At 50.4% G+C, this 15,679-nt stretch carries 13 protein-coding genes; 3 read left to right on the top strand and 10 right to left on the bottom strand.

Going from position 1 to position 15,679, the window contains the following annotated elements:
* The first annotated feature begins 235 nt into the window (after positions 1–235).
* Positions 236–985 carry a nitroreductase family protein gene (locus tag E7746_RS02950; RefSeq protein WP_136409779.1) on the top strand — a complete coding sequence of 250 codons (750 nt, stop codon included), beginning with the start codon at positions 236–238 and terminating at the stop codon, positions 983–985.
* A gap of 123 nt (positions 986–1,108) precedes the next feature.
* Here the strand turns inward: E7746_RS02950 and E7746_RS02945 are convergent, their stop codons facing one another.
* From E7746_RS02945 to E7746_RS02925, 5 genes are all read right to left on the bottom strand, one after another.
* Positions 1,109–3,922, bottom strand: a complete 2,814-nt coding sequence (locus E7746_RS02945) for a M16 family metallopeptidase (protein ID WP_136409778.1) — start codon at positions 3,920–3,922, stop codon at positions 1,109–1,111.
* 131 nt (positions 3,923–4,053) lie between these two features.
* Positions 4,054–4,302 (bottom strand): hypothetical protein, encoded by a 249-nt coding sequence (locus E7746_RS02940; protein ID WP_123396121.1) that lies wholly within the window; start codon positions 4,300–4,302, stop codon positions 4,054–4,056.
* A gap of 141 nt (positions 4,303–4,443) precedes the next feature.
* Complete coding sequence (dnaA, locus tag E7746_RS02935; RefSeq protein ID WP_136409777.1) at positions 4,444–5,826, bottom strand: chromosomal replication initiator protein DnaA; 1,383 nt, start codon at positions 5,824–5,826, stop codon at positions 4,444–4,446.
* Positions 5,827–6,168: 342 nt separating this feature from the next.
* The gene (locus tag E7746_RS02930; protein WP_136409776.1) at positions 6,169–7,068 is read right to left on the bottom strand and encodes an MlaD family protein; all 900 of its coding nucleotides are present in this window, start codon (positions 7,066–7,068) and stop codon (positions 6,169–6,171) included.
* 35 nt (positions 7,069–7,103) lie between these two features.
* Positions 7,104–8,315, bottom strand: coding sequence for an N-acetylmuramoyl-L-alanine amidase family protein (locus E7746_RS02925; RefSeq protein WP_136409775.1), 1,212 nt, complete (start codon positions 8,313–8,315; stop codon positions 7,104–7,106).
* A 166-nt stretch (positions 8,316–8,481) separates the two neighbouring features.
* Here E7746_RS02925 and E7746_RS02920 point away from each other — a divergent pair, with 166 nt between their 5' ends.
* Complete coding sequence (locus E7746_RS02920) at positions 8,482–9,459, top strand: gliding motility protein GldB-related protein (protein ID WP_136409774.1); 978 nt, start codon at positions 8,482–8,484, stop codon at positions 9,457–9,459.
* Between the two features lie 7 nt (positions 9,460–9,466).
* On the opposite strand, the gene E7746_RS15065 is transcribed toward E7746_RS02920, so the two are convergent.
* Entirely contained in the window at positions 9,467–9,637 is a 171-nt protein-coding gene (locus tag E7746_RS15065) for a hypothetical protein (RefSeq protein ID WP_168184283.1), read from the bottom strand.
* Positions 9,638–9,862: 225 nt separating this feature from the next.
* Between E7746_RS15065 and E7746_RS02915 the strand changes: the two genes are divergently transcribed.
* Positions 9,863–10,453: an RNA polymerase sigma factor gene (locus E7746_RS02915; protein ID WP_136409773.1), complete on the top strand. Its 591-nt coding sequence runs from the start codon at positions 9,863–9,865 to the stop codon at positions 10,451–10,453.
* On the opposite strand, the gene E7746_RS02910 is transcribed toward E7746_RS02915, so the two are convergent.
* The 4 genes from E7746_RS02910 to E7746_RS02895 form a co-directional block, all read right to left on the bottom strand.
* Complete coding sequence (locus tag E7746_RS02910) at positions 10,450–10,896, bottom strand: thioredoxin family protein (RefSeq protein ID WP_136409772.1); 447 nt, start codon at positions 10,894–10,896, stop codon at positions 10,450–10,452. The two genes, E7746_RS02915 and E7746_RS02910, sit on opposite strands and share 4 nt — an antisense overlap.
* A 14-nt stretch (positions 10,897–10,910) precedes the next feature.
* On the bottom strand, positions 10,911–11,966 hold the full coding sequence (locus E7746_RS02905) for a GNAT family N-acetyltransferase (RefSeq protein ID WP_135947401.1): 1,056 nt from the start codon (positions 11,964–11,966) through the stop codon (positions 10,911–10,913).
* 50 nt (positions 11,967–12,016) lie between these two features.
* On the bottom strand, positions 12,017–13,537 hold the full coding sequence (locus E7746_RS02900; protein ID WP_135947400.1) for a DUF4301 family protein: 1,521 nt from the start codon (positions 13,535–13,537) through the stop codon (positions 12,017–12,019).
* Positions 13,538–13,633: 96 nt separating this feature from the next.
* The gene (locus tag E7746_RS02895) at positions 13,634–15,655 is read right to left on the bottom strand and encodes a tetratricopeptide repeat protein (RefSeq protein WP_168184282.1); all 2,022 of its coding nucleotides are present in this window, start codon (positions 15,653–15,655) and stop codon (positions 13,634–13,636) included.
* Positions 15,656–15,679 lie beyond the last annotated feature (24 nt).

Here is a 15,679-nt window from a genome sequence, read left to right as displayed (position 1 = left end):
GATTAATCGATAAAAACGCACTATGTTGATAAGTTTTCCAAAACAAAATACGATATAACTAATAATCAACAAATTAAATAAAATAGCAATGTTCAAAAGTTTTCCAAAACAGAAACTGACGGCAACATAAGAAAACGAGCACACTTTATTTCAACGAACTCACTTTATTTCTTGGATATGTTGACAAATAATCGTACATTCGCACACAGTGAAATAACATTTATACATTCTACACATGAATATCGACAATTATTTCAAGACACGGCGCACAGTGCGCCGCTATAGCTCACGCGAGGTCGAGCCACAGTTGCTGAAAGAGATGCTTGAAGAGGCATCGCACGCTCCCACCACCGGCAACATGCAGCTCTACTCGGTAATCGTAACCCGATCGGAGGAAGGAAAGAGAGCTCTCGCCCCGTTGCACTTCAACCAGCCCTCGGCCACAGGATGCAGCGTGCTGCTCACATTCTGCATCGACTACAACCGATTTGTGAAGTGGTGCGAGGCAAGTGACGCCGTTCCTGGCTACGACAATTTCCAGTCGTTCATGACAGGAGCTCTCGATACCTGCATTTTCGCACAGCAGTTCAACACCATAGCCGAAATGCACGGACTTGGATGCTGCTACCTTGGCACAACCACCTATACTGCTCCCGAAATAGCAAAAGTGCTCAACCTGCCCAAACGGGTGATTCCCCTCGTAACGCTCACCGTGGGCTATCCCGAGGGCGATGCACCGCTGTCAGACCGCATTCCCGTCGAGGGAATAATCCACGAGGAGGCATATCACGACTACTCCGTGGAGGATATACGTGACATCTATGCCGAAAAGGAGGCCCGCGAGGACAGCCGCAAATTCATCGAGGAGAACGGCAAGACCACCCTCGCCCAGGTATTTACCGATGTGCGTTATCCGCGCGAGAACAACGAGCGCTTCTCAAAGATATACTACGACTTCATCCGCGAGAACTTCCTGATGGAGTAAGAGCCGGTTCGACAATAAATATTAACGGCTCTAAATCAACCGCCAACGGATACAAAACCAAAGGAGCCATGCCTCACATCGGGCATGGCTCCTTCTTTATATTATGCAATTACAGAATCGCGATTACTCGGCAGGGTCGAGAATGTAGACACGATAGTTGTTCTGCTTCATCAGCTCGCTCATGAATGCCTCAACATCGTCCTCAGTGATTGAGTTTATGACATCGACAGCATCAGTGAGGGTGTCAACTGGCAGCCTGTTGTAACCTACCATGGCCGACAGCCATGAGGCATTGCGCTCAAGCCCCTCGGTGGCACTCTTGACCATGAACTCCTTCACCTTGGCAAGCTCCTCGGGAGTGATGTTGCGTGACATGTCATCAAACTGTTCGGCGATTATGCCGAGCACCTTGTCCTTCATTTCAGGCTTCATGGGGAATGCCGACTGCATCACCACGGGATTGTCGGAAACGCGCTGCATTGCACCCTGTGCGCTGATTGAATATACGGCGCCCTCATCCTCGCGAACAAGCTTCACAAGACGACCGGTCAATATCTGTCCGGCAATCGAAGCGAGCTTCTGGTTCTTGGATGTGTAAGGCATATCACCTGTCAAGGTAATGCCGACATAGGTCTGCGGAATATCCATCTTGAATGTTTCACGGTCGGTCGAGGCACCCTTCTTAAATCCGAGTCCGGCAAGCTTAACCTCCTTAGGAGCCGCGCCCTTGGGCAGTGTGGCTATGTACTGCTCCACGAGCGGCTTGAGGGTTTCGGCATTGACATTACCCACGAAATAGAACGTGAACTGACCCGCATCGGCAAGCTGCTGATGAATTATATCAAGAATGCGCTCACGGTTGGCATTCTGAATTGTAGCTACATCCACGGCGTAATTACGCGGAGATACGTAAGTGTCCATCTGGAATCCCTTGCCAAACTGGTATTCGGGATTTGCCTCCTGATTCTGCAATGCACCGGTATAGACATTCTGGGTCGAAGCAAATTCGTCGGGAGTTATGTTGTAGGCGGTGAAAGTCATGTATATCAACTCCATCAGCGAAGGAAGATCCTTAACCACACATGAGCCGCTCACGCTGCGGGCATAGTCGTCGAGCGTAACGCTCACCGAAGCCTGCTTACCGGCAAGATATTTCGACAGGTCAGAGTTGGTGTAGCTGCCAAGGCCCGACTGCAGCATGGCGATTGGCAGGAATCGCAGGTTCAGGTCGTCGTCGGCTCCATAGACCGATGTTCCGCCGTTGGCAGTGGCCATAAAGAGGATTTCGTCATCCTTGAAGTCGGTGTGCTTAAACACAACCTTTATGCCGTTGGAAAGAGTCCACACGGTTGCACCGTAGAGCTTGTCCTCGCCCACCGACACTACAGTGCCGGGCTTGGGAAGCTGAGCGATAAGCGGCTCGCTCTTCACCTCATCGACATGGGCCGATATGTCTTCAGCAGCCACCTTTGTCAGCACATCGGAAAGTTCGGCTTCGGTGGGGATTATGAATTGTCCGTTGTCGGGCAACATGGCAAGAACCACGAGGTTTTTGTCGGGAATCAACGACAACATAGCCATATTAATCACCTCTACCGGAATCTGCTTGGCGAGCAGATTCATTATATTATACTCATTCTCGATACCGGGAATGGGCTCGTTGTCGATAAAGTTTCGCACATACTCCTCGACCAGTACCGATGACGACTGTGTATTGCGGTTCTTATAAGCAGCCTCAAGTGCCGAAAGGAACTCATTGCGGGCACGGTCATATTCGGTAGCGGTGAATCCGCCACGCTTTGCACGCAATGCTTCACGATAGATCGATTCGATTACCGGCTTTATGTCATTGCCCTTTGCAAGTCCGGCAAGAGTGAGCGCCTTCTTGGTCTTGGCAGCAAGGAATCGTCCATCCATGGCCTGTGCCACGGCAAAGGGAGCGTCGGAAGTCGACATAATGTCGGAAAGACGCGAATTTAGCATGTTGGTCATCATGTTGACAACATAAAGCTCGACGAGGTAGTCGAGATTGCCCTTCAGCGAGTCGGGTGTTGCATCACGCTTGAACATAAGCTGCACGAGAGCCCTTGACTGCTCCTTGTCCTTTCCAATGGCGATGATGGGCTTGTCATTGTCGGCGACAGGATAGTAGACGCGGGGTGCGGGATTTTCGGGCATCTTTATGTCGGCAAACATCTCCTTGATCTTTCCCTCTATGCGGTCGACATCGACATCACCCACAACGGCTATACACTGCTGGTCGGGACGATACCACTTCTCGTAGTAGTCACGCAGAGCCTGATAAGGGAAGTTATCGACCACCTCCATCGTTCCGATAGGCATTCTGTAAGCGTAACGGTCGCCCGGATATATAACCGGAAGAAGGTTCTCGAGAATGCGATTGGAGCCAACGTTGGTACTGCGCCACTCCTCGTGTATCACACCGCGCTCCTTGTCGATCTCGGCATCCTCGAGCAGCAGCCCGTCGGCCCAGTCATGAAGGATGAGCAGGCAGGAATCCTGTACGCTTTCACGCGCTGTGGGCACCTTCGATATATTGTAGATGGTTTCATCCACATCGGTGCGTGCATTAAGGTTTTGACCAAACTTTACACCCACGCTTTCGAGCCACGAAACGATTTCGTTTCCGGGGAAATTCTTGGTGCCGTTAAAACACATGTGCTCAAGGAAGTGAGCAAGGCCACGCTGATTATCCTCTTCAAGTATTGAGCCGACCTTCTGTGCGATATAGAAATCGGCTTGTCCTTTGGGATATTCATTGTGACGAATATAGTAAGTAAGACCGTTGTCAAGCTTACCTATCCTTACTTGATCGTCCACCGGTATAGGCGGCATCTGCTGCTGTGCCGAAACAAAACTCGGCATAGCCACGGCCATGCATGCAACACACACGAGCCGTTGGATAAACTTTCTCATTGTAATTTATTATGAAATATGATGTATAAGTTGCATTGCTTTGCACAAATTTATACATAATAATCGTACAAATAAGAATAATTCTACAAAAACATCACATTTTCACCCCCTCTGCCACAAATAACATCCAATCAGAAAAGCGACAGCTGCACCGGAGCCACATCGCATCCACGCATCATTATAGGGCGATTGCCGCTCCAGCCTTGGGTGCAATTGCGGAGATGAAGAGTGACAAGCCCGATGCATCCGGCCGATGCACGGCGCACTTGCCTGATTATGTCACTGAACGATGAAAGCCCGCTTAGACGGAGTGTGACTACCTGACGGCCATGCTGAAAAAGCGTGGCGAAAATAATGTCGGATGTGTTGATTGTTCCCATATCGATTGCCTAAAGATTACATGGCAAAGGTAGTCCTTCACCTGTGCGACAATCAGGCACACACCCGTTAATAGATACTAAAAGGCGACTGATTTCACAGCCGCCTTACCTTAATCTACATTTTAAATAAAAACTGCACAATCAACATGTAAGCGAAGCCTCGATCTTCGACACGTCATCGCGTAACGCAGCTTCAAGCGAAAGTCGCTCCTCTATGTTACGGCAAGCGTGAAGCACCGTGGCATGAGTGCGTGAAAGTCTTGCGCCTATTGCCGTGACAGGCATCTTGGCATGACGCTTCGACAAGTACATAACCATCTGTCGGGCATCGGAAATTTCGCGCTTACGGTTCTTGGTGAAGAGCTGGTCGGGCTCTATATTATAGTAGTCGCTCACACACTGAGCAATCATTTCAAAGTTTACAGTCTTGCGCTGTATCTTCACGGCATTGGCCAGCACCGACTGGGCGAGGTCGAGCGTCACCTCCTTGCCAAGCACCGTAGCATGGGCCATCAGCGACACCACGATGCCCTCAAGCTCGCGGATGCTGTCGGTGACATTGGCGGCTATGTATTCGATTACCTCACACGGAAGATCGAGTCCGTCCTGTGAAGCTTTCTGAGTCAGCACCTCACGACGCAGGTCGAGGTCGGGACGCTCAAGTTCGGCGGTCATTCCCCACTTGAAGCGTGACAGCAGTCGGTCGTGCATATCCATCATCTCGGAGGGCGCACAGTCGCTCGACAGGATTATCTGTCGCTGATTCTGATGCAGATGATTGAAGATGTGGAAAAACGCATTCTGTGTAGCAGTCTTGCGCATGAGGTCCTGAATGTCGTCGATTATCAGCACATCGATCGACTGATAGAAGTTGATGAAGTCATTGATGCGGCTCGGCTTGGCTGTTGCGGCGGTAGTGTACTGGCTCTCGAAGAGGCGCGCCGACACATAGAGCACACGGCTTTGCGGATTGCGCTCCTTGATGCGTATGCCTATAGCCTGAATAAGATGAGTCTTGCCTACACCGGTAGGCCCAAAGATAAACAGAGGGTTGAAAGTCTTGCACTTGGGATTGGATGCGATAGCCTCTCCGATGGAACGTGCAATCTTGTTGCTGATGCTGCCGCAATAGTTCTCAAATGTGTAACGCGGATTAAGCTGCGAGTCAAAGTCGGCAACGACATCGGTCTTAAAAGGATTGACCGAATGGGGCTGCACGGCGGGACTCGGACGCGAGCTTTCGATAGTGACCGACGAGGTGGGGTCCTTGGCCACTGTGTCATACTGATAGAAAAGCTGCACCTTGGGTCCGTAAACTTTACGAAGAGTCGGCGCAAGGAGCTTCATATATTTCTCCTCAAGCTGCTCAACGAAAAAGGATGTCGGAACCATCAATTTAAGCGTACGGCCATCAAAGCTTATTGATGTTATAGGCTTGAACCAGGCGTCAAATTGTTCCGTAGGAAGATTGTCCTTAAATATTTCAAGGCAGTCCTCCCACAAATTAATGTGAGTCTTTTCCATCTGTAGTTATTCTTTAGGGCTTATCTTTGTATTGCAAATTTCTTCGTTTTTTTTTACAAAAACAATGAAGAAAAAATTTGGATTTTATAATGGTTTTGCAACACATCTGTCAGTCAGCGCATTATCAAACCTTTAACATTTTAATCACATCCACGATAGCTATAGAATATCATTCGACTAATAGCCAGCACTTTAGCACAATCACAAATGTTAAATAAAATGTTCAGGGAGTTCCGTGAAACTCCCTGAACATTGCTTTACCACTAAGGAGTGGATTGTGGAACATTTTCCGCCGACAGTTATCAACTATTTAGAATGATTCCAAATAAGCGACAACTACCGTCAAAATACCTTAATCGGCGGAATATATCGTTTGGGATTCTTCTTCACATCAAACAGGAGCGAATCCAATCCACCTGCGGCCCCGTTAAGGTGGTCATAGAGGCCTCGGTCGTTAAGCAGCAGTCCGAGTGAATTGTCGGTCGAATTCAGCTTTCCGGTAAGAACCTTCATGTCGGCAGTTATGTCATGGACATTCTGCAATGTCGACTCGATGGGCATCTCCTTCAGCTCCTGCGACACGAGGGCGAGATTGGCCGTTATGGTGTCGAGGTTCAACGCCACGCCGTCGACCGTAGTCATCACCTTGGGCATCGTTGCAAGCGTGCGGTTGAGGTTTACGGTGGTAGCCTCCAGGTTGGCAGTAATCTTGTCAAGACGCTTCACCGATGAAAGCAATGCCGAATCCGACACGAGTCTATTGACCGAGGTAAGCAGCGAATCAACCTTCGGGAATATGGAGCTAACCGTAGGCATCAGCTCGCTCGCAACATTATCGAGCATCGAAGGCATAGCCTCACCTATCAGCTTGTCGCCCACATCGTGGCTGTCGGCCGAGGTGGAAAACTGCAGCTCTACCGAAGCCGTACCGAGCAGGTCGCTCTTTATGATAGCCTTGCTGCCCGAGGGCACCTTAAGTTTCTTGTCGAGCGAAAGCTCCACAAGCACATGACCGGGATTGTCATATTCATAGTTTATGTCACGCACCTGACCCACCTTGAATCCATTGATGGTAACAGGCGACGACACTGTAAGTCCGTTTACATTGGTATAGGACACATAGTAATAGTTGGCGGCCTTGAACACGTTGATGCCTTTAAGGTAATCGATGCCGAAGAAAAGCACCAGCAGCGCCACAAGCACCGACATTCCTATTATCAACTCTCTTGAATAGCGTTTCATCTTTTTTGTGTATGTTTACTATTTAAACAATCTAATCATTTTATACGTTTACCGTCGCGCATGGTAATCACGAAAGCCTCGGGGAATTTAGCTCTGACCTTTCGCAACTCCTTCTCGGCGTCATCCATCGACTTGTAGTTGCCTACGGTGTATTTGTGAAGACCTCCGTCACGGTAGGAATCGACATTCTTCAACCCCTTGAACTCCTTCGACTTCTTGGAAAGAGGCTTTCCGCTTGTAAGGAACTGAATCTTGTAACGCAATCCCTCTTCGGAGCTTTCGGAAGCGACATCGCCGTCATCGACGACAACCTCCTTGGCCGACGATTTATTTCCCTCGATCGACTCGGGACGGTTGCGGGCACGCTTCTTGCGTTCACTCATCTCCTTGCGCTTTTTCTTGTCGGAGTCATCATCAACCGACTGCTGATCGTCGTCGACATCGACATCGGGCTCAGGCTCCACGCCCTGACGATGGTCGTAGGCGGTCTTATAGCTCTTGAAGGCGTTGTGAATCGCCTCGGCAAACTTTTTCTGTCCGCTCTCCGAAGCGAGGTAACGCTCGACAGTGGGATTGCATATAAAATCAAGCTCAATCAGCACCGCGGGCATGCTCGTCTTTGCGAGGACCCAGAATCCGGCCTGCCTCACTCCCCTGTCAACCCTTCCGGCTGTCGACTTCATCTCCGACTGAAGTTTGCCGGCAAAGTCGATACTCTGGTCGAGATGGTTGTTCTGGCTAAGCTCGAATATGATGTAGGACTCGGTTGAGTTGGGATCAAACCCGCAATAGGTTGTCGAGAAGTCATCCTCAAGCATCATCACGGCATTCTCACGCTTAGCCACCGCAAGGTTCTCGGCACTCTTGTGAAGACCGAGAGTGTAGGTCGACGCACCGCTTATCGTCTTGCGGTTACGTGCTTTCTTGTCGAGTGAATTGGTGTGAATCGAGATGAAGAGGTCGCCATGAGCCTTGTTGGCAATGTCGGCACGCTGCTGCAGCGTCTTGAAGTAGTCGCCGTCGCGGGTGTAGACTACCTTGACACCTTTCTCCTTTTTCAATAGCGCGCCGAGCTTGAGGGCCACGCCGAGGTTTATGTCCTTCTCCCTTGCCTTTGCACCGATAGCTCCGTAGTCATGACCTCCATGACCGGGGTCGAGGACTACGATGAAGTCACCGGCCATAATCGACAGCGAAGTCAACGACACGACGAAGAGGCACAATATAAGTCTAATCAATCGGAGCATAGTTTGGTTGAAATTCACTACAAAATTAAGAAATAGCCTCGTATTTTCGTCAACATACGGCACATTTTTGTCCGTGAAGCATAGAAATGAAGCATTTTTGAACAACAATCTGCTCCATAAATACAAAAATAGGCTAAATTTGCGACAATCAGAACCCAATCAATAAATGAACCACAAGCTTAAGGCAATCCTGACCGTGCTGTCGACGGCAATGCTCATCGGCTGCGGCAAGGCACCGGTCGACGATTGCGCACCTGTTGAAATACATCGATTTGACATAGCGGCCTACCGCTATGCCTCAGCCGACAGTGCCGACCGACAGGCCCTACGTGACACATTTGCCGTTGCGCTGCGCATCATGCTCGGTAACGACATCAACGACTCGTCGCTGACCGCCTACTCCCAAAGCCGAGGGGTGAGAGTTTTCACTCCCGACATAGAATCACGCTTCTTGTCGCTCGACTCAATCGAGGCCGTCACGGGGTGCATATACAGCCGCATGGGTGACGAGTTCCCCGACATAACGCCGCCCGAAATCTACAGCGCGGTAATCACCTACAATCAGTCGATAATTCTCGCCGACACGGTGATGTTGTTGGGTCTGAACCACTATCTGGGATGTGACTACGAGGGCTACAAACACCTTGACGGTTACCGCCGAGCCACCAAAACCGCCGCACGGCTGCCCTACGACATAGCCGAATCGATCATCGCCACGGCCTATCCCTACCGACCGTCAAACGATGCCACCGTGCTGAGCCGATTGCTTTATGAGGGAGCCCTTGTGAAAGCCGTCATGCAACTTGTCCCCGGAAGTGACATAGCCACAGCATTAGGCTACGACAAGTCACAGCTGACATGGCTCGTGGATAACGAAGCTCCGGCGTGGAATGCCTTGATCGAAAGGAAGATGCTCTACTCCACCGACATGGAGATAGCGTCACGACTCACGGCGACGGCACCTCACACGACACTGCTCCACCCACAGTCGCCAGGACGCGCCGGACGCTACATAGGGTTACGCATAATAGAATCTTACATGAAAAGCCATCCCGAGGTCACGCTCAGGCAAATGCTCGACTCGACATTCTACAACTCGGCATCGCCACTCATCGGGTCGGGCTACAATCCGTCACGCCGATAGCGTCACATCAGTTAAGCACCATATCCTGCAACCCTCGTGCAAGGGTCGGCTCGCAATGGTAACCTCGAGCAAACATCCTTATAAACTCGATGGTGCGTTTGTCGGGTAGAGCCTCGACATCCTTACGGCACTTTGAGGCTTTTATCGGGGAGTTATGTTGAGTAGACTTTCTATCCATAGGCAATTTTAAATAACGACACATATTTACAACGCCATCACAACCCTGTTTATTATCAACGTAACGCAATTTGATGCGACAACTCAAAAATCACAATTTTATTATCTTAAACCATTGAATATTTCAATGTTTTTGACTACATTTGTAAAAACATCCATTATTAACCATTTTAACCTTACCGCCTATAAGTACACCTCTACTCCAATCAACAATTTTCTGACAATAATGCAAAATTTGACCAATCTTACCGACCAGCAGTTGGTAGAGCTCTATCTCGAAGGAAACAACGAGGCTTTTGACACGCTTTTAACCCGTCATCAATCCAAAGTATTTTCCTACATAATGCACATTGTAAAGAACAAAGATGTCGCCGACGACATCTTTCAAGACACCTTTATAAAAATCATAATGACTTTGAAACAGGGACGATACACCGAAACGGGAAAATTCGGCTCCTGGCTTACACGCATAGCCCACAACCTCATAATCGACTACTACCGGCAGTCAAAGTCGGAGAACAACGTGTCGACCGATGAATACAGCGCCGACCTGATGAACCGTCGTGACCTGTGTGACGACAACATCGAGGATCACCTTGTAATCGACCAGATACACGCCGATGTGCGCAACCTCATCGAAGCACTCCCCGACTCTCAGCGCGAAGTGCTGAAGATGCGTTACTACAACGACATGAGCTTCAAGGAAATCGCCGACGCTACCGGAGTGAGCATAAACACCGCACTCGGTCGCATGCGTTACGCCATCCTCAACATGAGGCGAATTGCCGAGGAGAAGTCGATAGAGCTTACGGCCTAACGCGACTTTGAAGGCATTCCCAGCAGATACTCATCCACGACATCGACATAGGCGTCGGTGGGATATACTCCCATCATGCCCTGCACATCGTTGCCGTCGACCGGAACAAATAGTACAAGGGGTATCGAGCTTACACGCAACTGCCTGGCTATAGCTTCGTTATTGTCAATGTTTATTTTGTAGAAATCCACCTTGCCCTTGTAGCGCACGGCGAGTGAATCCATCACCGGAGCGAGTCGTCGGCACGGACCGCACCACGGTGCCCAGAAATCGATGACAGCCGGACGCTCCGACTTTATCACCGGTTTCTCACGGGTCGAGTAATCAAATATCTTTTCCGAAAATTCGGCTTGGTTGATGCTCTCAACCTTGCCGTCGTTATCGGCCGACACTGTAATGACCGACAATGCGAGCATTGTCGCAGATATAAGTTCACGTATCATAACAATCTGTTTTTTTAATCGAGCATAAGGCTTATGAAGGGGCGCGTTGCCGGGAAATCGAGCAACCGGCGCGTGACATCGTTACCGAATATTATCGAGGTCAGAACCTCTATGTCAATATCGAAGTCACACTGCCCCTCGTAGTCGTCATCTATCTCACACAATCCATCGTGAATCCTGTAGACATGGCTGTTTTCAGGCACGATTGAGTCACACAGCCTCATCACAAGCTTCAGCCGAGGATAGACCGATGCTATTATCTCAAGGCAGCGGAAGGCATTGACAATCCTCGCCATGCCGCGCGCCACAAGCTCCTCGCGTCCCGGAGTGTAGTATCCGAGCACCGTTACAGGCATGTCGGCGTAAAGATTGTGTATCTCCTCCAGGATGGCGTCACGTGCATCATTGTCCACGGCAAGCACATCCTTGACCAGCGCGATGCCGTCGTGTGACACTACAAATGCGAGAGCGGCGATGTTGTCCATTCCGTCGACAATGCCGAGCACCGTGCCCGAGTCGATCGAATTGTCCATCAATATCCAGTCATACTGCTCACGCGAATGTTGAACACAGCACGGGCGCTGCCTCATCATGGTGTTGAAGAAATCGTAGGCATCGTCCGAGTCGACATCTTCAAACCGGAAATACTTACCCGAGTGACGGAACGTGTGCATCGATGTGTAACGCTCGACATCGACATAGAACACCGGCGAGAATCCCTGATGGCCGTAGTAGTGGAACAGCCATTCATTGGCGGGAATGAGCGAGCACAGCACATCGCCACGGCGATAGGACTCCCGCAGCGCATCGCTCATGAGCCGGTGCATCAGTCCGTGACAACGGGCATCCTTGATAGTGGCCGCCCCGCACACGTAACCTATAGAAACAGTTACGCCATGAAAGTTCATGGCGTAACGTTGTAACAGCAATGAGCTCGACGGGATTCCGTTATCGACGAGCAACATAGCGTCGTCGTCGCGGTAAATCCGGGAGAAAAACATGTCGACATACTGCTCTGAATCATCAAAGCTTTCACGCCAAATCTTTTTTACAGCATCCTTCTTATTCATGACACTGTTATAACGCCTGACGCGAACTTAATGTTTGTGCCTCGACGGCATTAACCTTGATGAGCGGGACGGAGCAGGTCGTTGACGGTCTTGACAGGGTTGAACGTACCGATGGGCACCTCGATGAACACCGTGTTCCAGTCGCTCATGGCACCGTTCCACAATCCGGGAAGTTCAAGTGCGCGAAGCTCCTTTCCGTTGCGTGACTTCGACGAGATGAAGCCGGTGTCGGGGTCGACATAACGGGGAAGGTCAAACTTGTTACCGTCGACATCCTTCAGGAAGCACACGAGGTCAACCGGATTGAAGTGAGTGGCGCGGGCCACCATCTCCTTGTACTGGCTGTTGGCAGGATCAATCTGAGTGCTTTCGAGAATCTGAGGCGAGGTAGAGCCGTCGGGATTGTAAGCGATATACGGGCCACCGCCGGGTTCGCCTTCGTTACGCACCATTCCGCACACTCTTATGGGGCGATTGAGCTTATTCTTGATGTAGAGCACAAGGTCGACATCCTCAAGGTTCTTCATCGCATCGTCACGCAGATTGAGAGTGTCGTGCATGAACGATATCATTTCGCGCACATCGTCCATTGTGTAGTCGCCTGCATTGATTTTGCGCATATACTCTTCAATCTTGTCGTGTACCTCAATCAGGTATCCTGCAATCACTTTCTTATACTCCAAGGTTACGCCACGCTGCGAGTCGGGAACCACGTTGTCGATATTCTTGATAAACACGACAGCCGAGTCGATGTCGTTGAGATTCTCGATCAAGGCACCGTGACCTCCGGGACGGAACAACAGCTTGCCGTCCTCGCGGAAGGGAGTGTTGTCGGGATTCACGGCAACCGTGTCGGTCGACTTCTTCTGCTCCGAAAGGCTTATGTTGTACTTCACGCCAAGCTTCTTCTCCAGTGCGGGAACCGCTTCGGCAATCTTTGCCTCAAACAACGTGCGGTGCTCGGGCGAAACAGTGAAGTGAAGGTTAACCACACCTTGGCTGTCGGTAGCGGTCTGTGCGCCCTCAACAAGATGCTCTTCAAGAGGAGTGCGCGCACCATCGGCATAGAGATGGAATTTAAGCAGTCCCTTGGGCAGGCTTCCATAATTCATTCCCTCCTTGCCAAGCAGAGCGGCTACAATCTTCTTGTATTCGCCTCCGTCGAGCAATGCGGGTATATCCTTTCCGTAAAGGGTCTGGCACACTGCGTCAAGCTCGGCATAGAAAGCGAAGTCAGGCAGGCGCTTGAAGAAGTCGGCCATAGCACTTCCCTCGGCCGGCTCGTTGGCCTCGGCATCAAGGAATTCAAAAAGCGCTTTAAACATACGTGATGCGGCACCCGATGCAGGAACGAACTTGAAAACCTGTCCGCCATGTGACAAATATTCATCCCAACGTGCAACAGCCTTTTCACGGCCGGCATCGTCAAGACTGATTATTCCACAACCCACGCGTGCCGAATCAAGGATGCGCAGGTAAGGAAATCCGGTTTCAAATCTCTTAATCTGGGCATTGAAAGCTTCAGGGCTGATGCCCTTCTGCTCAAGTGTCTTTAGATCTTCAGGTAACATAAGAAAAATAGGTATTTTATGATAGTATAAAGTATAATGTCAAAAATAGTCAAAATTCCGCAATCACGCCACAGAATCATCCACAAAATTTCCGCATCAGCGAGTCATTCGCTTCAACAGGTTGTAACTGGGAACGATTCCAAGCTCACCGGCCTTGCTAAGATCGGCTATGCCGGCATCCTTATTGCCGAGCATCAGGTAGAGATAGCCGCGGTTGTAATAGGCCTCCCCAAGGTCGGCCTTAAGCTCGATAGCCTTGGTGTAGGCGCTTATGGCCGAAGTATAATCGCCGAGCGACACAAGCACGTTGCCCTTGTTGTAGTGGGCGAAGGCCATGCGCGGCGACAGCTCTATCACCTTGTCAATGTCGGCCATAACGGTCGAGGCCAGCATCTTGGCACCTTGCGCACCAAAGTCACGCAATCCGGGCTCGGTCTTCGACTCTCCCGACAATCGCTCGGTTTCGGCATTTCTCAGCTTGACAACAGCACGCAGCATATAGGCAAGCGTGAAGTCGGGTGTAAGCTCTATGGCACGGTCAAGGTCGGTCAACGCAGCCTGATAGTTGCGCAACGTGAAGAAATCCATAGCCCGTCCGAAGTAGTCGATGGCTCGGGGCTGGTGAGTCGCTATGTAGGAGTTATAATATTCAATCGACGCAAAGTGCCTTGCTATGGCCTCTTCATCGGAAAGCTGGGGCTCATGATTGGTCACCATGACTATGAAACGCAGCATTCGGGTTGAGTTAAGGTCGTCGATCTCCTTGATGTAGTAAGGCATCTCCTTTATCTCGTTGGTGGTGACATAGTAGCTGAGTGTGAACATAGGCTCAACCTCTATCGCCACGTTACGATCCTGGACACGACCCTTTATTCCGGCGGTGTTATACTCCTCGCGTGCGCCGACATTATTGTCGATTGTCAACAACGAAGTGAAGCGCTTAGCCACGGCCTCCTGCGACTCATTCACAACATCGGCACTGCTGCTGTTCTCATCCCTATTGCCGTCATCGCTCACAGGCTGCTTGGCAAGAGCCATCGAACGCTTGTAGTCACGCTCGGCCGAAGCCATGTCACCCATCATACGCAGATTTTCGGAACGGGCGAAATAGGCACCCGAAAACGAGGGAAACGCCTCGATTACGCGATTGAGGTCGGCTACCGAACTCTTGTAGTCGGCAATCTCCTTGTAAAGTATGGCTCGGTTATAAAGCGCTTTATAGTTGTCGCTCTCAAGGTCGAGCACCTTGCTGAAGTCGTCGATTGCCTTGTTGTTGTCGTGCACCTCGGCGCGAAGCAGTCCTCGGTTGAAAAGCGCGGCGGTATTCAACGGGTCAAGCTGGATAGCGTAGTCATAGTCGGCCATAGCGCCGAAATAGTCATCGAGGTTGTAACGCAGGAAAGCTCGGTTGATATAGAAGCCCGCATACTGTGGCTGAAGCTTTATGGCCTCGTTCATGTCGTCAAGGGCCGTTTTGAAGTCACGCGACGACTGGATTGCTATATCAGCGCGCAACACATAGGCGTTGGTCGCGTTTTTATTCAATTTCAATGCCTTGTCAAGGTCGGCCACGGCGCTGATAGTGTCACCCTTGGCAAGACGCAGCTTGGCACGCCCCACATAACCGTTGTCGTAGTTGGGATAAGCGCCGAGCAAAGTCGCATAGGTGGTCTCGGCGGCATCGTAATCCTTAAGCTCCTCCTCGGCCATAGCCTTGTTAAACAGGATTCCCTTGTTTTCGGGCAACTGCTCGAGTGCCGTAGTGTAATCCTCAATGGCCTCCTTCAGCTTGCCGAGATTCTGGCGGGCAACTCCTCTCACCTCGTAGGCGTTGGTTATGAACGGATTATATTTAATTGCAGTAGAGGCGTCCTTCTCGGCTCCCTGATAGTCGTCAAGACTTATCTTGGCTATGGCACGGTAGAAATAGGGCTGCGCAAGGGTGGGCTTTGCGGCTATCACCTGATTGAAATATTGAATCGACAACACGTAGTCCTCGAGATAGAGTGTGTTGCGTCCTACCCTCAGAACCTGCTCGGCATTAATCTGCGCAAAAATAGATGATGTCCACGATGAACATAATATGACAAAAACGAGTATATATCTTAGGTATATCATTGAATATCGATTTATAGCATCCAT

It is taken from the genome of Muribaculum gordoncarteri, assembly GCF_004803695.1.
In the GTDB taxonomy this organism is placed as follows: domain Bacteria; phylum Bacteroidota; class Bacteroidia; order Bacteroidales; family Muribaculaceae; genus Muribaculum; species Muribaculum gordoncarteri.
Note: the sequence above shows the minus strand (reverse complement) of the source record. Positions and strands in the feature narration are given on the sequence as shown.